This window comes from candidate division WOR-3 bacterium (assembly GCA_039802205.1).
In the GTDB taxonomy this organism is placed as follows: Bacteria; Hydrothermota; Tepidihabitantia; order SM23-42; family JAOAFX01; genus JAOAFX01.
In genome coordinates, this window is the sequence record JBDRWD010000009.1 from 18,218 (window position 1) to 37,781 (window position 19,564).

General features: G+C 37.8%; 23 protein-coding genes and 1 pseudogene. All 24 read left to right on the forward strand.

Features of this window, described 5'->3' with window-relative positions; all coding sequences use genetic code 11:
• Positions 1 to 29 precede the first annotated feature (29 nt).
• The 24 genes and pseudogenes from ABIL39_03190 (at position 30) to ABIL39_03305 (ending at position 19,447) form a co-directional block, all read left to right on the forward strand.
• Positions 30 to 779 (forward strand): hypothetical protein, encoded by a 750-nt coding sequence (locus tag ABIL39_03190; protein MEO0165124.1) that lies wholly within the window; start codon positions 30 to 32, stop codon positions 777 to 779.
• A 448-nt stretch (positions 780 to 1,227) separates the two neighbouring features.
• Positions 1,228 to 2,493 carry an ATP-binding protein gene (locus ABIL39_03195; protein MEO0165125.1) on the forward strand — a complete coding sequence of 422 codons (1,266 nt, stop codon included), beginning with the start codon at positions 1,228 to 1,230 and terminating at the stop codon, positions 2,491 to 2,493.
• On the forward strand, positions 2,477 to 2,734 hold the full coding sequence (locus ABIL39_03200; GenBank protein MEO0165126.1) for a DUF167 domain-containing protein: 258 nt from the start codon (positions 2,477 to 2,479) through the stop codon (positions 2,732 to 2,734). Before ABIL39_03195 ends, ABIL39_03200 begins: the two co-directional genes overlap by 17 nt.
• 619 nt (positions 2,735 to 3,353) lie before the next feature.
• Positions 3,354 to 3,845: a biotin/lipoyl-containing protein gene (locus ABIL39_03205; GenBank protein MEO0165127.1), complete on the forward strand. Its 492-nt coding sequence runs from the start codon at positions 3,354 to 3,356 to the stop codon at positions 3,843 to 3,845.
• 116 nt (positions 3,846 to 3,961) lie between these two features.
• Positions 3,962 to 5,530 (forward strand): annotated as a pseudogene (locus ABIL39_03210) (methylmalonyl-CoA mutase family protein).
• A complete protein-coding gene (locus ABIL39_03215; protein ID MEO0165128.1) occupies positions 5,527 to 6,063 on the forward strand; it encodes a nucleotidyl transferase AbiEii/AbiGii toxin family protein in 537 nt (178 codons plus the stop codon). Before ABIL39_03210 ends, ABIL39_03215 begins: the two are co-directional and overlap by 4 nt.
• Entirely contained in the window at positions 6,056 to 6,250 is a 195-nt protein-coding gene (locus tag ABIL39_03220) for a hypothetical protein (GenBank protein MEO0165129.1), read from the forward strand. Before ABIL39_03215 ends, ABIL39_03220 begins: the two co-directional genes overlap by 8 nt.
• A gap of 70 nt (positions 6,251 to 6,320) precedes the next feature.
• Positions 6,321 to 7,943 carry a carbon starvation protein A gene (locus ABIL39_03225; GenBank protein MEO0165130.1) on the forward strand — a complete coding sequence of 541 codons (1,623 nt, stop codon included), beginning with the start codon at positions 6,321 to 6,323 and terminating at the stop codon, positions 7,941 to 7,943.
• Positions 7,944 to 8,024: 81 nt separating this feature from the next.
• Positions 8,025 to 9,113, forward strand: a complete 1,089-nt coding sequence (locus ABIL39_03230) for an alanine dehydrogenase (GenBank protein MEO0165131.1) — start codon at positions 8,025 to 8,027, stop codon at positions 9,111 to 9,113.
• Complete coding sequence (locus ABIL39_03235) at positions 9,110 to 10,405, forward strand: acetyl-CoA hydrolase/transferase C-terminal domain-containing protein (GenBank protein ID MEO0165132.1); 1,296 nt, start codon at positions 9,110 to 9,112, stop codon at positions 10,403 to 10,405. The genes ABIL39_03230 and ABIL39_03235 overlap by 4 nt, the downstream gene beginning before the upstream one ends.
• A gap of 95 nt (positions 10,406 to 10,500) precedes the next feature.
• The gene (gene mce / locus ABIL39_03240) at positions 10,501 to 10,893 is read left to right on the forward strand and encodes a methylmalonyl-CoA epimerase (GenBank protein MEO0165133.1); all 393 of its coding nucleotides are present in this window, start codon (positions 10,501 to 10,503) and stop codon (positions 10,891 to 10,893) included.
• Positions 10,881 to 11,051 (forward strand): hypothetical protein, encoded by a 171-nt coding sequence (locus ABIL39_03245; GenBank protein MEO0165134.1) that lies wholly within the window; start codon positions 10,881 to 10,883, stop codon positions 11,049 to 11,051. The genes mce and ABIL39_03245 overlap by 13 nt, the downstream gene beginning before the upstream one ends.
• The gene (locus ABIL39_03250) at positions 11,048 to 11,359 is read left to right on the forward strand and encodes a hypothetical protein (protein MEO0165135.1); all 312 of its coding nucleotides are present in this window, start codon (positions 11,048 to 11,050) and stop codon (positions 11,357 to 11,359) included. Before ABIL39_03245 ends, ABIL39_03250 begins: the two co-directional genes overlap by 4 nt.
• Positions 11,356 to 11,661, forward strand: a complete 306-nt coding sequence (locus tag ABIL39_03255) for a helix-turn-helix transcriptional regulator (protein MEO0165136.1) — start codon at positions 11,356 to 11,358, stop codon at positions 11,659 to 11,661. Before ABIL39_03250 ends, ABIL39_03255 begins: the two co-directional genes overlap by 4 nt.
• Positions 11,662 to 11,712: 51 nt before the next feature.
• Complete coding sequence (locus ABIL39_03260) at positions 11,713 to 12,882, forward strand: PLP-dependent aspartate aminotransferase family protein (protein ID MEO0165137.1); 1,170 nt, start codon at positions 11,713 to 11,715, stop codon at positions 12,880 to 12,882.
• A 238-nt stretch (positions 12,883 to 13,120) separates the two neighbouring features.
• Entirely contained in the window at positions 13,121 to 13,474 is a 354-nt protein-coding gene (locus ABIL39_03265; protein ID MEO0165138.1) for a hypothetical protein, read from the forward strand.
• Positions 13,475 to 13,492: 18 nt separating this feature from the next.
• A complete protein-coding gene (locus ABIL39_03270; GenBank protein ID MEO0165139.1) occupies positions 13,493 to 13,963 on the forward strand; it encodes a hypothetical protein in 471 nt (156 codons plus the stop codon).
• A 13-nt stretch (positions 13,964 to 13,976) separates the two neighbouring features.
• Positions 13,977 to 14,240, forward strand: coding sequence for a hypothetical protein (locus tag ABIL39_03275; GenBank protein ID MEO0165140.1), 264 nt, complete (start codon positions 13,977 to 13,979; stop codon positions 14,238 to 14,240).
• Between the two features lie 121 nt (positions 14,241 to 14,361).
• Positions 14,362 to 15,801, forward strand: a complete 1,440-nt coding sequence (locus ABIL39_03280) for a sodium/proline symporter (protein MEO0165141.1) — start codon at positions 14,362 to 14,364, stop codon at positions 15,799 to 15,801.
• A gap of 13 nt (positions 15,802 to 15,814) precedes the next feature.
• Positions 15,815 to 16,741 carry an alpha/beta fold hydrolase gene (locus ABIL39_03285; protein MEO0165142.1) on the forward strand — a complete coding sequence of 309 codons (927 nt, stop codon included), beginning with the start codon at positions 15,815 to 15,817 and terminating at the stop codon, positions 16,739 to 16,741.
• A gap of 82 nt (positions 16,742 to 16,823) precedes the next feature.
• Positions 16,824 to 17,171, forward strand: coding sequence for a DUF5518 domain-containing protein (locus tag ABIL39_03290; GenBank protein ID MEO0165143.1), 348 nt, complete (start codon positions 16,824 to 16,826; stop codon positions 17,169 to 17,171).
• 224 nt (positions 17,172 to 17,395) lie between these two features.
• Positions 17,396 to 18,589 carry a site-specific tyrosine recombinase/integron integrase gene (gene xerA, locus ABIL39_03295; protein ID MEO0165144.1) on the forward strand — a complete coding sequence of 398 codons (1,194 nt, stop codon included), beginning with the start codon at positions 17,396 to 17,398 and terminating at the stop codon, positions 18,587 to 18,589.
• A complete protein-coding gene (locus tag ABIL39_03300; protein ID MEO0165145.1) occupies positions 18,586 to 18,813 on the forward strand; it encodes a hypothetical protein in 228 nt (75 codons plus the stop codon). The genes xerA and ABIL39_03300 overlap by 4 nt, the downstream gene beginning before the upstream one ends.
• On the forward strand, positions 18,788 to 19,447 hold the full coding sequence (locus ABIL39_03305; GenBank protein MEO0165146.1) for a DUF5714 domain-containing protein: 660 nt from the start codon (positions 18,788 to 18,790) through the stop codon (positions 19,445 to 19,447). The genes ABIL39_03300 and ABIL39_03305 overlap by 26 nt, the downstream gene beginning before the upstream one ends.
• Positions 19,448 to 19,564 lie beyond the last annotated feature (117 nt).

Here is a 19,564-nt window from a genome sequence, read left to right on the forward strand (position 1 = left end):
ATTTGTTGAAAAGGAAGTGAGGCGATAATATGGAAACAAGGAAAGAAAAAATAATAGGTAAAGCAATGGAAATACTCAAAGCAAGTCCTGATGGTGTTCGTTATTCAGACCTTGTAAGAAAGATACATGCCGAATTTCCAGATTTTCCTGTTAATACTATTCATGGGTCGCTTTGGGATTTCAAGACCCACTTACCAAAAGAAGTTTATCAACCGGCAAGAGGTGTATATCGTCATGTACAATTTAGAAAAGACGAAATTGAGGAGGAAAAGGAACAAAAAGTTTCGCCAGATGTTGAAAGAATTAGAGAGGAGGATTTCTACAAACCATTTGCCGACTGGCTTGTTAATGAATTAGAGGACTGCACGAAGGCAATACCATTGGGTGGTAATAGATTTAAAGACAAATGGGGAACCCCAGATGTGATAGGAAAAAAAGAGGCGCGCAGGAGTGATATTGTAAAAAGTCCGACAGAAATTATTTCGGCAGAAATAAAAGCGGATACAAAAGATCTGATTACCGCATTTGGTCAGGCTTGCTCCTACAAGTTATTTAGTCATAAATCATACATAGTGATTCCGAAAAACTCGCCTCCCGATGATATTTCAAAGTTAGATGCTCTATGTTTAATTTTTGGAATCGGCTTAGTTTTATTTGATAATAATGATCCAGAAAAACCGATGTTTGAAATTCGTGTCCGTCCAATTAAACATGACCCCGATATGTTCTATGTCAATCAGTATATGAAATTGGTAGAGAAAGAACTATTCAGTGATTGAATCTGTAGTACTTTTTACTGACATAAACTGTTAATATGTTGCATTATTTACCCAAATTTTTTGCATTTCATAATTTTTTTTTCGTATTGGATTCGTATCTTCCCAATAAATCATTTTATGAGAATGTATAGTTTTGCTAATCAAAGGAGAGATTATGGGTACACAAATTTTCATTGGTGATATTGTAACAAAAAAGCCAAAAACAGTAAAAACCTTTGAATTTTAATGAATTCATTAAATTCTGGCATTCTCCATTGACCAAATTTGGATAATATAAATTGACGATGACTATGTTATATTTGAGTTTCCAAGTTATTGACTAATTTCAATGCTCATCAATATCCATACCATTCTCAATTTGAGAAAAGGAAAACAGAAGGTTTTAATTCTTGACTTTAAATTTATGTTAAGTATAATTAACACAAAATCTATTATAGGTTAAATAGAGATGGCAAATATTAGAGATGCTTTGAGAGAGACAAACCCCTGGTGGGAGTCCGGGTTTAATTTAAGAATCAAAGACCGTGAGGTTTATCAGCAGGTCCAAAAATTTATGCCGATGCGGCAGATAATTGCCCTGACTGGTTTGAGGCGGGTAGGTAAGACTTTTCTACTCTATAAAATAGTTGAAGATTCAATCAAAAAGGGATTCAAACCACACAATATATTGTATTTTTCTTTTGATGATTTTCGCGAGATAAATATCAGAGAAATTGTAAAGGAATACCAGGATATTCTAGAAAAGGATATTAAAAAAGGGTATTATTTATTTTTGTTTGATGAGATACAAAAACTCACCAATTGGGAAGAACAATTAAAAAGGATTTATGATAATTTCGGCAATATCAAGATAGTAATTTCTGGCTCGGAATCTTTATTTTTAAGAAAAAAATCAAAGGAGAGTCTTGCCGGACGGTTGTTTGAATTTAAGGTGGAACCCCTCTCTTTTAGAGAATTTTTGTCATTTAAGGGTATTGAATATAAACCCATTGGCCTGTATGAAGATAAATTAAGAAAGTTATTCAATAATTTTGTTCTGAGTCTTGGCTTTCCCGAATTGGTTGATATCAGCGAAAAGGAAATTATTAAAAAGTATGTTAAAGAAAGCATCGTTGAAAAAATTATTTATAGAGATTTCTCTTATTTATTCAAGGTAAAAAATGTTTCCTTGATTGAATCTCTTTTAAATATATTTATTGAGGAACCAGGACAACTTATTGAAATTGATAAGTTGGCTGGTGAATTGAAAATTTCAAGGCAGACTCTGTCTAATTATCTATCCTATTTAGAAGAGTCTTTTCTTTTGCAGAAGTTATATAATTTTTCCCGAAGCCGGCGAAAAGTAGAAAGGAAACTTAAGAAGTATTATCCAGCGGTAGTTTCTATTGACCTTGTATTTAGAGATGACGAATTATCAAGGTCAAAGGTATTTGAGTGGTTTGTGGTTCAAAAATTGAAGGCCGAATTTTTCTGGCGTGACCCCTATAAAAATGAAGTGGATGTCATTTTGTCCAATAAAAATCCGATTCCAATTGAAATCAAATATCGCAAGATTGACATCAGTGGATTACTTAAATTTATGGAAAAATTCAGAGTTAATAAGGGCTACGTGATTACTTATAACATGGGAGAGGAAAAAAGAATAGATGGAAAGAAGATAGTTATCATTCCTGCTTATAAATTCCTACTCGGTATGGATGAGTTATTGCAATGAATATGTTTTAGGGTATATGCTCATCAATATTCATACCATTCCCAATGCGAAGAAGAAAGAAGTGATTATGTTGGGGAAGGATTTGTATAAAGTAAAGTTGATCTCTCCGCCAGAAAAAGGCAAGGCAAACGAGGAATTGATTGAAGTTCTCGCTGACTATTTCAATACAAAAAAATCAAATATAAGAATCATCAAGGGCGAATTTGGAAGAGATAAGGTTGTTGAGATTGAAAACCGATAGGCCGGGTAAAGTCTTTTCTTTTGTATGAGGACAAGAATCCCACTTTGTATCTTATTATTTTTAACGACTATATCAGTTTCAGGAATAGCATCTGCTGATACAATCAATATTTATTCCTATTAGGATTATCAAGTTGTATTTGCAACAAATTATAATCTTTTAAATTCCACTGAAAATTCAAGAAGTGCAGTTGAGTCTTTTACTAATATCTATTTCCGAGCGCTAAAACCTTAAAGATTTCCTTTTGGGAATATTGGTACAGGTATTTTTACTAAAAGTTTAATTGATGTTAAAAATTTTAAGGCGGATTTTGGCATGGATATATGGAATCAATATTATTATGTAATGGCTTCGCATTTAATAGTAGTTTGAAATACTCTATAAACAATCAATTTATTATGATGGTTCAGCCTTACTGGAAATCTAAAAGATATTTATTGAGCATGTCCACCACTCAGTGTGTATCAGCAGTTTGGTAATGAAGTTTTACTTTAACAAAGATGTTAATCACTTGAAATTACAACAAATGTTATGTAAAAAGATTTTAAAAAATCTTTACGATTTTTCTTGACTTTTTTCGGTTTTTAGATATAATTGTTTGCAACCAAGTGAAGTCCCGATGGCATATCTTATAAGAATAGAAGATAAAGAGTATACGGGGAGCATTAGCAGGATTGGTGCCTCTTTTAATATTTTGCTTAATGGTAAAAATATATTTGCAGAAGTTGCAGGTATAGAAAAGGACAAATTGACACTGATAATTGAAAACAGACCTTACCAAGTATTCCTTGATGGAGAAAATCACTTAACTATAAATGGTGAATCATATTCGTTTGAAGTAATTGATGAGCAGGTTGCCAAGGTATTAAAATCTGCTCCGGATATTGGACATAAAAAAGAGGTAACTGTCACTGCACCTATGCCGGGTCTGGTAATTGAGGTTGAGGTCAATGAAGGTGATAGTGTTAAAAAAGGTCAGGGTTTGCTTATTATTGAGGCGATGAAGATGCAGAATGAGTTTAAGGCACCCAGGGACGGGATAGTGAAGAAAATATTGGTTCAGAAAGGTCAAACGGTAAATAGCAAAGATGCGCTGGTGGTTATTGAATAGCGAGTTTTTCGTCTTACTTTATGCGGTACAGAAACCCTTATCATTTTACAGTTTAAGTTATTCCCTAAGACCGACAGACAAAAGGCGATTATCAATATGGACAAAGATGCCGTTTAACTTTGAACAACAATATAATTGAAATGCTATATAGCCCTGCGGACATAAAAGATTTAAATTATGAACACGATTTAAATAATCCAGGTGAATATCCATATACCCGCGGTATTTACCCCACAATGTATTCAGGCAGACTCTGGACAATGCGTCAGTATGCGGGATTTGGGACGGCAGAGGAATCAAATAAACGATACCACTATCTTTTAAAACAAGGGCAGACCGGACTTTCGGTAGCATTCGATTTGCCTACCCAAATGGGCTATGATTCTACTGATCCGATGGCTGAAGGTGAAGTCGGTAAGACCGGTGTTGCAATTGATACCCTTGCGGATATGGAAATTTTATTCAAGGGTATCCCTCTTGATAAGGTGAGCACTTCAATGACGATAAATGCGACAGCCTCAATTATTCTTTGTATGTACATTGCAGTAGCAGAAAAACAGAATGTATCACCCGCAGTCCTTGAAGGTACAGTTCAAAATGATATTCTAAAGGAATATATTGCTCGGGGGACATATATCTTTCCTCCTGAACCATCAATGAAATTGACGATAGATTTGATTGAATATTGCAGCAAAAATTTACCTAAATGGAATACGATTTCCATCTCCGGTTATCATATCCGGGAAGCGGGTTCTACTGCAGTTCAGGAGATTGCCTTTACTTTCTCTAATGGAATCGCCTATGTGAATGCTGCTCTAAAAAGGGGAATGGATATCGACTCTTTTGCCCCACGACTTTCGTTTTTCTTTAATTGTCACAATAATTTCATTGAAGAGGTGGCAAAATTCCGCGCTGCACGCAGGCTTTGGGCAAGAATAATGAAAGAAAGGTTTGGTGCGAGAAATCCGAGATCCTGGATGTTGAGATTTCACACCCAGACCGGCGGTTCAACCCTTACTGCACAGGAACCTTTAAACAATGCGATAAGGGTTGCCTATCAGGCACTAGCGGCGGTATTTGGTGGAACTCAGTCACTCCATACAAATTCTTTTGATGAGGCATTGGGGCTTCCCACTGAAGAATCGGTAAAATTGGCACTGAGAACTCAGCAGATCATCGGTTATGAGACTGGAATTCCGGAAATTATTGATCCTTGGGGTGGCTCATATGCAATTGAGGCAATGACCAATAAAATAGAAAAAGAAGCAATAGAGTACATAGAAAGAATAGAAGAATTGGGCGGTGCAATAAAGGCAATTGAACAGGGATATTTTCAAAGAGAGATTCACAAAAGTGCCTACGAGTATCAGAAAAAAATTGAAAAAGGTGAAATAAATATTCTTGGTGTTAATAAATTTAAAAGTGAAGAAAAAACAAAAACAAAGATTCTGAAAGTTAGACCTGCAGTTGTGCAAAGGCAGATTAAAAGACTGAGAAAAATATTGTCCGAGCGCGATAATGCCAGTGTTAGGGAGAAACTAAACAATTTGAAAATCGCGGTAGAAAAAAATGAAAACTTAATGCCTTATATTCTCGATTGTGTAAAAGCTTATGCTACAATTGGTGAAATTACTGCGGAACTTAAAAAAGTCTATGGTGAGTATAAAGAGCAGAAGATAATATGAAATTTATAAAGGTTTTATCATCGCTCACAAAAAATTTTGAGAAACATAATGTGCGATATGCGCTTATCGGTGGTTTCTCGCTTTTTGTATTTGGTATTCCCAGAACCACAGTTGACCTTGATTTTCTCATTAATAAAGAAGATTTAGAAAAACTTGATAAAATAATGGATAAACTTGGATATAAACTAATTTTTAGAACCGATAATGTATCTCAATATGCAGGTAAAACAAAAGAACTAGGTGGTATTGATTTTATCCATGGATTCAGAAAGTATGCTTTAGCAATGCTGGCAAGGGCAAGGAAATGGAAAATAAAAGATATAGAAATTAAGGTTCTACAACCTGAAGATATAATTGGCTTGAAAGTGCAGGCAATTGCCAATAAACCCGAGCGCAAAAACAGGGAACTTGCAGATATTGAGAGCATACTTGAAAAGTTCTCTAAGAATATTGATTGGGAACTTTTAAAAGAATATTTCCACCTGTTTGGTTTTGACAAAGATTTCAATGAATTGAAAAAGAGATATGGGTAGATTAACAGATGGTGAGAAAAGAGACTTACTGGCTGATGCACGTTTAAAATCAAGAAGACGGGATTTTGATAGATTGGCAAGATTAAAAGTTAAAGGCTTCAGCCTAAAATTGCTCGAAGAGTTAACTGATTTAATAAAAATTGACTATCAACAAAAGAGAATAGAAGCAAAAAGGAATAAATTGTGAAATTAATTTCTTTAAATTTAGGAAGAGTAAACAAATTGGCTCATTTGAAATTTATCAGTAAGGAGGCTGAATGAATTCTCTACTTCTTGGTTTTGGCGCAATTATACTTTTTTTGACTGCCTATAAATTCTATGGTAGGAGACTTGAGCGGTTATTCAATATTAATCCAGAGAATAAAACGCCTGCCCATTATAAGTATGACGGTGTGGATTATGTGCCAGCAAAAAACTGGCTTGTCTTGTTTGGACACCATTTTTCATCCATTGCCGGTGCCGGTCCGATTTTAGGACCGGTCATTGCCTGTGCGGTCTGGGGTTGGGGACCTGCAATTCTATGGATTGTGATAGGTTCAATATTTGTTGGCGGTGTTCATGATTTTTCAAGTTTGATGCTCTCCTTGCGCAATGATGGACGGTCGATCGGTGATACTACAGAGATCACCCTTGGCGTCAGGGCAAAGATAATATTTTCTTTATTTGTCTGGCTCTCTCTGATTCTTGTTATTGCGGTATTTGCTGCATCTGCAGCGAAGACCCTTGAGACGACACCAGAAATTGTTATTCCGACTTTTGGTATAATCCCGACCGCAATTCTCGTCGGTCTAATGCTTTATCATTGGCGGGTTAATACAATTTTATCTACAATAATTGGTGTAGGAATGCTATTTGGTTTAATTTTACTCGGTTGGTATGTACCAATAAAATGGACATATTATGGGTGGCTTTTTACTCTTTTGCTTGCCTATGCATATACCGCCTCAATATTGCCGGTAAATATTATTCTGCAGCCCAGGGATTATCTTTCTTTCTTTGTTTTATTTTTCGGTTTAATTGTGGGATATCTTGGTGTTATAATCACTCACCCTAATGTAAATACACCTTCTTTCGTGAGTTTTTCTGGAAAAGAGGGCTATTTATTTCCAATGATGTTTGTGACAATTGCTTGTGGTGCAATTTCTGGATTTCATTCCCTTGTTGCAAGTGGGACTACGTCTAAGCAATTAAATAATGAAAGGGATGCGAAAAGAATTGGTTATGGTGCAATGTTAACTGAAGGTGTTTTGAGCACACTCGCAATAATCGCGGTTTGTGCTGGTTTATACTGGTATGGGGGTAAAGAAGGTTTTATTTATCCTGAATTGATAAAAGGTGGCAATTGGATAGCCGCATTTGGCAAAGGTTACGGTCAAATAACAAAACCCATACTTGGTGCCCTTGGAATGTTCATTGGCATTACAATGCTCAAAACTTTTATTGTAACAACCCTTGATACTGCGACGCGGATAACCCGTTATATTGGAACCGAATTGTTTGGAGAGAGATTTGGTATCGGTTTTATGAAGAATATGTATATAAATAGTGCAATTGTAATTGGATTTGCGACCTATCTTGCAATTGGACCCTGGCAGAGTATCTGGCCTGTCTTCGGTGCATCCAATCAACTTGTTGCAGCATTGACATTGTTGGTTGTGACCACCTGGCTTTTAACTAAAAGAAAGAATAGTCTATATACATTTGTTCCCGCAATATTTATGCTTCTGGTTACGATTACGGCACTAATTATTCAAACTGTGAAATTTTTTTCCACCCAAAAGATAATGCTTGGGATTGTTTCAATTATATTGTTGATTCTTGCTGGTTTTATGATTGAAGAGACAATCGGCAATTTAAAAAAAATTAAAGGTCGTGATTGAAAGCCAGGATATGTTTCTTTTATACCATTTCTCAATGAACACAGAGAGTTTGTTTATAATTGAAATTAAAAAGGGGGCTAAATGATATTTGGCATACCTAAGGAATTACCGCCATTTAAAGAAATCCCTGAGTATCGGGTTGGGCTTTCGCCAATGGCGGTCAAAGAATTGGTCCTTTACGGAGCAAAAGTGTATGTAGAGGCGGGCGCTGGTGAGGGCGCGGGATTTACGGATGAAGAGTATGTTAAAGCGGGTGCTGAGATAGTTTATTCGAAGGAAGAAGCCTATCGCCGGGCAGAGATTATCCTGAAAGTACGTCGTCCCCAGCAGGAAGAATATTCTTTCATAAAAGACGGTCAAATCATAATGGGTTTTATGCATCTTATTACAGCAACGAAAGAATTTCTTCAGGTTATTAGGGAAAAAAAGATTACCCTTGTCGGTTATGAGATAATTCAAAAAGACGATGGACGATTACCTATGGTAATCCCAATGAGTGAGATGGCGGGAAAATTATCGGTCCAGATCGCCGGCCGGCTTCTTGAATCACCTAGTGGTGGGCGGGGTATTTTATTGGGTAGTTTACCCGGCATCCCACCGGCGGAGGTGGTAATTTTAGGTTGTGGTACACTCGGTTCAAATGCGGCCAAGAGTTTTGCAGCACTGGGAGCTAATGTCTACATTGTGGATATCCTCCGCGATAAGCTTGACAACCTCGCCTGTCATACTGAGGGCAGCCGTATTACAACGATGTTTTCAACAAGGCACAATATAGAGAAACTTATTAAATTTGCCGATGTAGTAATTGGGGCAGTGCTTGTTCCCGGGAAAAGGACACCTGTGCTGGTGACAACCGAGATGATTAAGACGATGAAACGCGGTGCTGTTATAGTTGATTTTGATATCGACCAAGGTGGCTCGATTGAGACGGCAAAGATTACTCCGACAGGAAGATTCATTTACAACGTTGATGGGGTAGTTCATTTTTGCATGCCTAATGCTACCACCTTAGTGCCCCGCACTGCCAGTCATGTAATTTCATCAAGCGTTTTTCCGTATCTTAAAATAATTGCTGAATATGGCTTTGAACGTGCATTACGGGAGTTACCCGAACTTGCCAGGGGTATTTATGCAGAGAACGGTGAAATTAGAAAGGAGTATTTGGCATGAATTGGTTTGACGAATATAAAAAGAAAAAATGCTCGATTGAAGAGGCAGTTTCGGTTGTGAAGAGTAATGACCGAATTTACATCAGCGGCAACGCCGCAACGCCCATGACTTTGACCCAGGCATTAGCTATGCGAAAGGATGAATTGCATAATGTTGAAGTTGTTCATGTGCTCCTCTTTGGTGATGATCCTCTCTCAAAGCCTGGTATGGAAGGACATTTTCGGCACAATTCTTTATTCGTTGGCCCAGGCGATCGCGCAGCAGTAAATGAGGGTAGGGCGGATTACATACCTATTTTCTTATACGAAATTCCCAACCTATTTTATTCGGGTCTTCTGCCACTTGATGTGGCCTTCTTGCATTTATCCCCACCTGATGAACATGGTTTCATGAGTTTTGGAGTAGAATGTTTGGCTTCTAAAGCCGCAGCGGAAACAGCAAAAATCGTTGTCGCCCAGGTTAATGAAAAAATGCCGCGCACCTTGGGTGATTCTTTTATTCATATCTCGCGTGTCCATAAAATTGTTGAAGTAAGTGTTGACTTGCCCGAGCTTGAGCCAGTTCCTTTCACAGAGGTTGAGAGAAAGATTGGAGAGCATATTGCGAATCTTGTTGAGGATGGTTCCACTCTCCAATTGGGGATTGGCGGAATACCTAATGCCGCTTTGAAGGCGATGTTTGATAAAAAGGATCTCGGTGTGCACACTGAGATGGTTTCTGATAGTATTATGGAAGCAATAGAAGCTGGTGTGATCACCGGAGCCAAAAAAACATTACATCCCTACAAGGTCGTTGCAACTTTCTATCTTGGCTCACGACGTTTATATGAGTTTATCGATAACAATCCTATTTTTGAAACACATCCCACAAATTATACGAATCACCCTACTGTTATTGCTCGTAACGATAAAATGGTCGCAATAAACTCGGCAATTGAAGTTGACATTACTGGCCAGGTCTGCTCAGATTCGATTGGAACAAAAATCTATTCCGGGTTTGGAGGACAGGTAGATTTCATTCGTGGTGCTGCACAGTCAAAAGGAGGAAAGCCGATCATTGCCTTACCTTCAACTGCGAAAAATGATACGATATCCAAGATTGTACCCACCCTACAGGTTGGAGCAGGAGTTGTTACGACCCGTGCGGATGTTCACTATGTTGTGACCGAATATGGTGTGGCCTATTTACATGGTAAAAATTTGCGCCAGCGCGCGGAAGCCTTGATCAATATTGCACATCCGAAGTTTCGCCCTTGGCTTGAAGAAGAGGCTAAAAAAAGAAAGCTGTTATAGCACCCGGTGGAGGATATTGGCGGACATATATTATTTGTTACGATAAGCGGAAAAAACAACCATCGTTTATATCTTTTAATCTATGGAAGGTATAAATGAATATTTCCCACATTGCAATTGCGGTGAAAGACATCTCCAAAAGTCTCAAGATTTGGCAGGATGTTCTTGGTTTAAAGTTGATAAAGATTGTGGATGTCCCAGAGCAGCAAGTGAAAGTTGCGGTAATGGAGTTAGGCGATACGCATATTGAGTTGCTTGAACCCTTGAGTTCCGATAGTTCTGTTGCAAGATTCATTGAAAAAAAGGGTGAGGGGCTCCATCACATTGCCTTGACGGTCGAAGATATCATCTGCACACTCGAAAACCTCAAAAGATCTGGTGTGCGGCTCATTGATGAAAAACCACGCAAGGGAGCAATGGATTCGCAGATAGCTTTTATTCACCCTCAGAGCACAGGTGGAGTGCTTATTGAACTATGTCAGAAATAGATTATCCTCCATTTTTTGTGCTCCTAAGACGCTTTTACGAGCAGGATGTAAAATATTTTATCATCGATGGAGTTGCGGCTGTTCTACATGGGGTTTTGCGGGCAACATTTGATTTAGATGTGGTAGTTGATTTCAGTGAAGAAAAGTTAAAAAGTTGATATCCGTAATCAATGAATTCAATCTTAAACCCACCGTACCGATAAATCCCACAGAAATGGCGGATGCGGATAAGAGAAAAAAGTGGCGCGAAGAGAAAAATACTAAAGTTTTAAACTTTGTGGATACCGAGGGGATATATCGGCTGGATATCGTCTTGCTCTATAATTATGCCAATTTCAAGCCGATGGAGATAGTCATCGACGAAATACCGGTGTATGTAGTAGACAAAGAAACGCTCATTGGAATGAAAAAAAATGCTGGTCGGGATGTGGATTTAAGAGACATTCAATATCTTCAGGAATTATGAATAAATATGAAGCCCGACTAAAAATTCTTTCTCAAAGTATTACGTTTTTGAAAAAAATATATCCATCTGAAAAATTACATTACTGGGTTGATATAAAAACAAATCGCATTGGCGTTCCTCATCGCTTGTGGACTTTGCGTGTAAGTTTAAATATGAGTGAAGAAGAATTTGCCCGCACAATTGGATTGACACTCAAAGACTATCAAAGATTTGAGTGCATCGGAGCGGAAGTGCCGGAATTTGTGATCAAAAGAGTTTGTGCAAAGTTTGGGATAGATAAAAATTGGCTAAAAGTATTATGATATTTTTTGTATTTGATAATTTAGTTTTCTGCTATTTACGGGGAGGTTTTTATGCACATAGAGACTGACATCGTGCACGGTGGGGTGCATCCCGATGAAAAAACCGGTGCTCATGTACCGCCGATATATATGACTTCAACATTTGTGTTTAAGGATGCCGATCACGGTGCACGATTATTTAAAGGTGAGGAAGAAGGTTACATCTATACGCGTCTGGGCAACCCAACGATTGATTTGCTGGCAAAAAAGATGGCAATTCTGGAATCGGGTGAAGCGGGCTTGGCATTTGCTTCAGGCATGGCGGCGGTCTTTGCAACGGTGCTGACTTGCTGCAAGAGTGGCGACCACATTATTTCTGATAAGGTAATTTATGGTGGTTCCTATGCACTTTTTCAAGGGCTGTTACCCAAAATCGGTATCACTACGACATTTGTTGATACCACCAACGATTCTGAGATAGAGAATAATCTCAAATCAAATACTCGGTTGATTTTTGTTGAATCGCCGGCGAATCCAACTTTAAAAATAAATGACATTGCGCATCTTGCAGACATTGCCCACCGTCGAAACATTTTGCTTTGTGTGGATAATACCTTTGCTACACCTTATTTGCAACGACCGATTGAACTTGGTGCAGATATCGTTATACATTCCGCCACTAAATATTTAGGAGGACATGGAGACTTGATTGGCGGTATTGTGGTAGGAAAAAAAGATTTTATAAAAAAAATGGCAGACGAAGTGGCAAAGGATGTTGGGGGATGTATTTCGCCCGTCAATGCCTGGCTGATACTCCGTGGTTTGAAGACACTGGCGGTGAGAATGGAAAGACATAGTGCAAATGCAATGGCTCTGGCGAGATTTTTGAAAAATCATCCAAAGGTTGAAAAGGTTTATTACCCTGGTCTTGAAGACCACCCCGGATATGAAATTGCCAAAAAACAGATGCGTTATTTTGGTGGAATGCTGGGTTTTGATTTAAAAGGCGGCAAAGAAGCCGGAAAGGTCGTTATGAACTCGGTTAAAGTCTGTACCCTTGCAGTGAGTCTTGGTGATACTGATACTTTAATAGAACATCCTGCATCAATGACCCATTCAACTTATACTGAAGAAGAATTAATAAAAGCAGGGATCAATCCAGGATTTGTCAGAATGTCCGTGGGCATAGAAAATGTTGAAGATCTAATTGACGACTTAGAACAGGCATTATCTAAAATCTGAAATGTAGCATTCAGTTTCTATCGGACGGCTAAGTATAGTTAAAAGGCTCTCTTGCAGGGTTGGTTATTTTATAAAAAGAGCATCTTCATAATGATTATTGTTTGTTTAATCTAAAGAAAATGAAGTAGGGCAGGGTTTTCCATGGAAACCAATTGTTCTTTCGGAACCAGAGGTTAGCCTTGCGTCAGGAGTATAACAATGTAGGGCAAGGCTTTAGCCTTGCAACAGGAGTATAACAATGAAGATAAAATCACCGGTTACATTCGGTCTGGGTATTTTTCTTGTGGTCTTTGGTGGCGTAGGCATTTTTGTTACTGACATTCCAGTCAAGATCATACCATTCTTTATCGGCCTTTTGCTAATCTATCTTGGTTGGAAAGGAACACGTACCGCAACTGCTGTATTCGGTCATATCACGGTTGTCTGTGGTTGTTTTCTTATTACCTATGGTCTGTATTTATTGCCTTATGCTAAACCAACGCTTACCCATATTTTTGGTATGCCTCTTTTCTGGGGCTTGATTTGTTTACTTGGTGGCATCTGTGCAATCTATCATGCTTTTTGCAATTGTGTGAGATGCCCAAGAAATTAACAAATCTAAGGAGGAATTATGTGGCAAATAAATAAACCAACGGTATTCATTGTTGCAATACCGTTTATAATTATTCGCCTTATCTTTATTGTATTGGGTTTTAATACAAATCCTGAAGCAAAAACTGGTGATGGTTATCCGCGCAGGACTTTTTTCTTCTTAATGGGAGGATTTTATATTTTTATTATCTTGGCAATCATTGGTGGCGGAATATTGTGGACAAAAAAGCAGCAAAAAGAGTTGGAATGGTTTAAAAAATTTGGTATCCCTGGAACTGCAGAAATCCTCTCAGCAGAGCAAACCGGTGTTTACATAAATAAACTTCCCCAAGTCTGTTTGAAATTGAGCATAAGTACCGGAATGTTTGCACCATACACTACTACTATTAAAAAGGTATTTAGTTTCACAGATATGGGTAAATTAATTCCTGGTGCAAAATTTCAAGTGCTTGTTGACCCGAAAAAACCAAAACGGTTCATATTTATCTAACATGGACGTCTAAATGGTAAAATTTATAGAAAAAAGTGGTGAATCATTTGAAGAGGCGATTGTAATACTTGATGCCAGCAACCATCTAGAAGGTGTTAATGCTGAATATCAATATCTTGCGAAAAGATTCGGTGCCCAGGGGAGAGACTGGAGATTACTCACTCAGAGTTTGATACCTCACGGCAGAAGGCAATACGACAAAATTGAAATAGAGTTCGCTGACCAAACCAAAAAGGCGATATTCTTTGATATTACCTCTTTTTTTGATAAATTCTAAAAGGGCAGGGTTATGAGTATTTTAAATATTCCCATTATTACCTTTTTTGCAATCATTTTGTCCGTTATTTGTGTAATATTTGCATTTGTATGGGGTTTGCTTTATAGACCGGGAGATAAAGATGAATAATATGCTTATATATGCCATGGTTATAGTGCTTTATCTTCTATTATTGCTCGTTATTGGTATCATTTCTGGCAGAAAAACAAAAGATACTTCGGACTTTTATCTGGGTGGACGAAATATCGGTCCCTGGGTGACTTCTCTGTCTTATGTAGCAGCATATTTCAGTTCAGTTGTGATAATTGGAGGTGGTGCATTTGGCTGGCTTTACGGAATGTCAACACTTTGGATTGGTGCAATAAATGTTCTACTGGGAACGACTGTATGCTGGATTGTTCTTGGTCCGAGAATGAGAGAAATTACCCATAGACTGAATGTCATTACTATTCCTGAATTTCTAAAGAGAAGATATGATTCAAACTTTGCTTTAATATTTTCTTCGCTTGTGATAGCGATATTTTTGATAGTTTATAATGTGAGTATGCTCAAAGGTATGGGGCATATATTTGAAGGATTGATTGGTGTTTCATATATCTACGGTCTTTTGATTTCTTCGGTGATAATACTTTTTTATGTATCAATTGGTGGATATATTGCAGTTGTTTGGACAAGTTTTATACAGGCTTGGATAATGGGAATAGGATTGATAACACTCACAATTTTTACATTGAAAAGTGTCGGTGGCATTTCAAACGCTGCATTTAATCTCTCTGTAATTAATAAGGGATATGTTGATACACCCGGCGTATGGAATTGGCAGGGATTGATTTCTTATGCATTGATAGTCAGTTTTGGAGTTTGGGGTATGCCCCAACTTCTGGTTAGATTTTATTCAATTAAGAAACTCAGTTTTTTCAAGATAGGAACACCAGTCGCAGCGCTTGGGACTTGTCTTGCACTTCTGCCGTATTTTAATGGCGCTATATCAAGAATACTTTTTCCTTCATTGAAGAATCCTGACCTTGCAATACCGATGCTTGTAAAATCTGTTCTTAACCCTGTAGGCTCCTCAATATTTCTGGCAGCAGTCCTTGCTGCAGGTATGTCAACATTTTCGTCAGTATTAATAATAATCACTGGTTCAATAATCAAAGATTTTTTGAAAGAAGGATTGAAATTAAATTATGATGACAAGAGGATGCTTACGATGAGCAAAATCACAACACTCATTGTAGGTATTATCTCAATTATAATTGCTATAAAACCGCCCGCCCTTGTACTTGCTTTAACTGCGTTCTCTTGGGCAATCATATCTTCTACTACACTCTGGCCGGTTCTATTTGGACTTTACGCAGGATGGGTTACCAAAGCTGGAGTAATTTCTTCAATGATTGGTGGCTTTCTCGTAGCACTGATATGGATGGCTCTAAAACAACCATTCAAAGTTCATGGATTTATCCCTGGAATTATCATCTCCTTTATGATAATTACACTGGTTAGTCTGTTCACAAAAAAATATGACAAAGAATTTTTGGAGACGATTTACCACAAAAAATAAGAAAGGAGAAAATATGAAATTCATAAGATTTTTATTGTTGACCTTTGCTTTAATCGCGTTTTCTTTTGCGCTCAGGCCAGAAAGAGAATATAAGGCGATACCTTCTGATTACGGTATTATTTACCGAGAGGTTGAATTTCTGACCGCAGATAATTTAAAACTAAAAGGCTGGTTCATTCCTGCTCAGGATACTGTTGGTATTTTGAACTCAGTTATCGGACGTCTCGTACCGGTTCCCGATGAGTTAAAACCCGATGTCAGAGAGTATAAAACAGATACTACAAGGAAACCAACGATTATTATCTGTGATGGTGATGCTGGTAATATGACACAATTTATATTCTATGCTTATCATTTTTTTACAAAAGGATATAACGTTTTCTTGTTTGACTGGCGTGGCTTTGGGAAAAGCTCAGATTGGCAAACCGAGCAGGACAGGTTGTGTTATACTGAATATATTGATGATTATGATGCCACAATTGGTTTTGTAAAAAAACAACCTGAAGTTGATACGACACGAATAGGAGTTATGGGTTTTTCCACGGGCGCTTATCTTTCCTTTGCAATCATTGCGAAAAGAAATGATATTTCTGCTTATGTAGGTAGGGCACTTATGAGTTCGTTTGATGAACTTTTACCAGTATTGAAACAATCATTACCGGGGCGAAACTTTATGGCACCAGAGAATTATCCCGAAGAACTATTACCTATAAATGCGGCTGAGAAGATTAAGATTCCAGTCTTTTTGATCGTTGGTGAAAAAGATAATCGAACACCGGTTTGGATGTCTGAGAAGATAATGGTCAAATTGAATGGTCCAAAAGAACTATGGATAGTTCCTAAAGCAGAGCACGGTGGTATAAACGGACCAGAATTCATCAATTATCCTGAATTCTTTGACAGGGTTCTGGCATTTTTTGATAAATATTTAAAAAAATAAACCGCCGTCAGTCGTTATTGAGTGCATTAGCTCACTAATGCCTTTGTACTGAAAATTTAAATTTAAATGAGAAAGGAGTAATATGTTTATATTGGCAGTCATTATTGGATACATAGCAATGTTGATATTAAGCCCGCTTCCGGTGTTAGGACCAATAATTGCTGGATTCATTGCGGGATTGATTATTGGTGGAGTAAAGAACGGAATGCTTGCGGGATTTTTGAGCGGCACAATTGAAGGGATACTTGCCGGGATATTATTGCCGATTCTTGGTGGTTTTATAGGTAGTATCCTTGGTGGTGGTGGCACAATTTTCGGCGGCCTTGTTGGTGCAATAATCGGTGCAGGTATATTTATCAGCACACTTTATTTTGGACTACTTGGTCTTGTCGGTGGTGCCCTTGGTGGCTTAGTGCGGAGAAAGAGATGACAATTTTATGATTTTCACTGGAGTTAATTCGTAAGAATTTTATTTCTAATCCGTTCCGTGGTTCACGGTAAACGTTTCACGAATTTCTAATCTGTCATGCTGAATTTATTTCAGCATCTAATGTGTAACTGCCAGTTTCAACTGGACGAATTAGAAAATGTAGCGTTGCAATTCATCGCACATTTACCTCTTGATTTTTTTAGGATTTAATCTATAATTTTATAATGAGTAATCTTTATGACAAAAATAGGCAAGTGTCGAAAGTTTCTATTAAAAGAGGCGAATCAGGTGAAATCAGGGTCTCTTTCTCTTATATTCCAGATTTTGTGCAAAGGATTAAAACCATTGAAGGACATCGCTGGCATCCTGATGGGAAGTATTGGGGTTTTCCAAATACCAATGGAACTCTGGAGAAGATTTTGAAGGTTTTTGAAGGGCAAGAAATTAATTTAGATCCAGCCTTGCAAAATGTTATTGTGGAGAACAAAGTCGCTCCTGCGAAAGCAGAGAAGCAATTTCAAGCAGAATCTAATAAAATTTCCTCTCCCCTTGTGGGAGAGGATAAAGGTGAGGGGGATTTTAAAGATTTACGTCGAGAACTTCTCTCAAGAAAATACAGTTATAAAACTATAAAAACCTATCTCTACTTCAATAGAGATTTCCTGAACTTTATCGGCAAAGGCCCTTCAGAGATAACCGATAATGACATCAAAGACTATCTGGTTCACCTTGCCGAAGAAAAACAATCCGCTACCTCAACACTCAATCAAGCAATCAATGCCCTCAAATTCTATTATGGTAGTATGCTCAAAAAGAAGTTTATCCATGAAGTCAAAAGACCTCGCAGAGATAGAAAGCTCCCAGTTGTTTTGAGTAAAGAAGAGATTGCAAAAATTCTTAATTCAGTGTATAATATTAAGCATAAGGCAATTTTGATGTTGACATATTCTGCTGGATTAAGGGTTGGTGAAGTTGTAAAATTAAAACTGGAGGATATAGATAGCAATAGAATGCTGATACATATCAAGGGTTCAAAGGGTAGAAAGGACAGATATACGGTACTTTCTGAGACTGCATTACAAATGTTAAGAGAGTTTTGGAAGAAATACAGACCTAAAAAATGGCTTTTTGAAGGGGCAAGGGAGGAAAGGCATCTTTCCATACGGTCTGTGGATAAAATTTTCAGAAATGCCTGCAGTAAAGCCCGAATAAAGAAGGATGTATCAGTACACACCTTGAGACATAGTTTTGCTACGCATCTACTTGAAGCCGGAACTGATTTGCGATATATTCAAGAACTTTTAGGACATGCTCACAGCAAGACAACTGAAATATATACCCATGTCAGCACTAAAAGTCTGGGTAAGATAACAAGTCCACTCGACACTATCAATATGACAAAAGGTGATAAGAAATGAGAATATTTGTTAGCTCAAAGGGTCGCTGGCCGTTCAGCCAGAATGAAAATGTTCGCACCAGGTGCTACTATCATCCCATTTTTGGTAGTATAATAGCACTCGGTGCTATTATAAACGAGTTAGGCGAAATTGCACAAAGATTTAATAAACAGGCAAATGATATAGAATTAGGAGGTATAAACTATAGAAGAGAAAACCATGAAAGAAAAAATGGCGGAAGCTAAGAAAATCTACTACGAGAAAGATTTTCGAAACTACATGAGAGGGATGCAAGGATTTACAAACGAGGATTTTGAAAAAGTCGTTCCTTTGATAAAGGATAAAGTAATCAAATCAAACGAAAAAAATCCTTATGAAATATTCGAGCGTATCTTGAAGGAGACCGCTAATGAATGGAATAAACCAACTTTTCCAGTGCATGCAGATTGGCACCATTATTTAGTTCCTGGCGTTATTTTGGCTGCCATGAGAAATTGCGGTTACAACATAACTGATAAGGACATTGAAGAAGCAATGCATCGGGGGGAGAATTTTCCTGGCGGTTCATGTGGATTTGCCGGAACTTGCGGCGGGGCATTTAGTGTGGGGATTGTTATGAGTATTGTGAACAAAACAACACCTCTCCATGTGGAGGAGCGAGTTGAGAGTATGCAGGCAGTCATAGATACATTAAACGAAATAAAGAAATACCCTCGGAGATGCTGTAAAAGAAGTAGTTACACTGCAATAGAAACTGCTGTAAAATTCTTGAATAAGAAAGGATACGATAAAATAGAAATAGGAAAGATTAATTGTTCATGGTCATCGGGAAATAAAACTTGTTTGGGGATTAAATGTCCTTATTTCAAGAAGAATTAATGCAACGTCGCCTAACACCGGACATACGGTTCGGGCTTACGCCCTCACCCAAATGCTCGGCTACGCCTCGCACTTCGTATGTCCGCAGCCGTTATCTGAAATGCTCTCATCAAATTG

Coding starts and splice junctions, on each gene's coding strand:
- ABIL39_03190 (MEO0165124.1), top strand. CDS start 30: ATGGAAACAAGGAAAGAAAAAATAATAGGTAAAGCAATGGAAATACTC.
- ABIL39_03300 (MEO0165145.1), top strand. CDS start 18,586: ATGAGAATATTTGTTAGCTCAAAGGGTCGCTGGCCGTTCAGCCAGAAT.
- ABIL39_03245 (MEO0165134.1), top strand. CDS start 10,881: ATGTCAGAAATAGATTATCCTCCATTTTTTGTGCTCCTAAGACGCTTT.
- ABIL39_03200 (MEO0165126.1), top strand. CDS start 2,477: ATGAGTTATTGCAATGAATATGTTTTAGGGTATATGCTCATCAATATT.
- ABIL39_03285 (MEO0165142.1), top strand. CDS start 15,815: ATGAAATTCATAAGATTTTTATTGTTGACCTTTGCTTTAATCGCGTTT.
- ABIL39_03230 (MEO0165131.1), top strand. CDS start 8,025: ATGATATTTGGCATACCTAAGGAATTACCGCCATTTAAAGAAATCCCT.
- ABIL39_03265 (MEO0165138.1), top strand. CDS start 13,121: ATGAAGATAAAATCACCGGTTACATTCGGTCTGGGTATTTTTCTTGTG.
- ABIL39_03225 (MEO0165130.1), top strand. CDS start 6,321: ATGAATTCTCTACTTCTTGGTTTTGGCGCAATTATACTTTTTTTGACT.
- ABIL39_03215 (MEO0165128.1), top strand. CDS start 5,527: ATGAAATTTATAAAGGTTTTATCATCGCTCACAAAAAATTTTGAGAAA.
- ABIL39_03235 (MEO0165132.1), top strand. CDS start 9,110: ATGAATTGGTTTGACGAATATAAAAAGAAAAAATGCTCGATTGAAGAG.
- ABIL39_03270 (MEO0165139.1), top strand. CDS start 13,493: ATGTGGCAAATAAATAAACCAACGGTATTCATTGTTGCAATACCGTTT.
- xerA (MEO0165144.1), top strand. CDS start 17,396: ATGAGTAATCTTTATGACAAAAATAGGCAAGTGTCGAAAGTTTCTATT.
- ABIL39_03195 (MEO0165125.1), top strand. CDS start 1,228: ATGGCAAATATTAGAGATGCTTTGAGAGAGACAAACCCCTGGTGGGAG.
- mce (MEO0165133.1), top strand. CDS start 10,501: ATGAATATTTCCCACATTGCAATTGCGGTGAAAGACATCTCCAAAAGT.
- ABIL39_03305 (MEO0165146.1), top strand. CDS start 18,788: ATGAAAGAAAAAATGGCGGAAGCTAAGAAAATCTACTACGAGAAAGAT.
- ABIL39_03205 (MEO0165127.1), top strand. CDS start 3,354: ATGGCATATCTTATAAGAATAGAAGATAAAGAGTATACGGGGAGCATT.
- ABIL39_03260 (MEO0165137.1), top strand. CDS start 11,713: ATGCACATAGAGACTGACATCGTGCACGGTGGGGTGCATCCCGATGAA.
- ABIL39_03275 (MEO0165140.1), top strand. CDS start 13,977: ATGGTAAAATTTATAGAAAAAAGTGGTGAATCATTTGAAGAGGCGATT.
- ABIL39_03290 (MEO0165143.1), top strand. CDS start 16,824: ATGTTTATATTGGCAGTCATTATTGGATACATAGCAATGTTGATATTA.
- ABIL39_03280 (MEO0165141.1), top strand. CDS start 14,362: ATGAATAATATGCTTATATATGCCATGGTTATAGTGCTTTATCTTCTA.
- ABIL39_03255 (MEO0165136.1), top strand. CDS start 11,356: ATGAATAAATATGAAGCCCGACTAAAAATTCTTTCTCAAAGTATTACG.
- ABIL39_03220 (MEO0165129.1), top strand. CDS start 6,056: ATGGGTAGATTAACAGATGGTGAGAAAAGAGACTTACTGGCTGATGCA.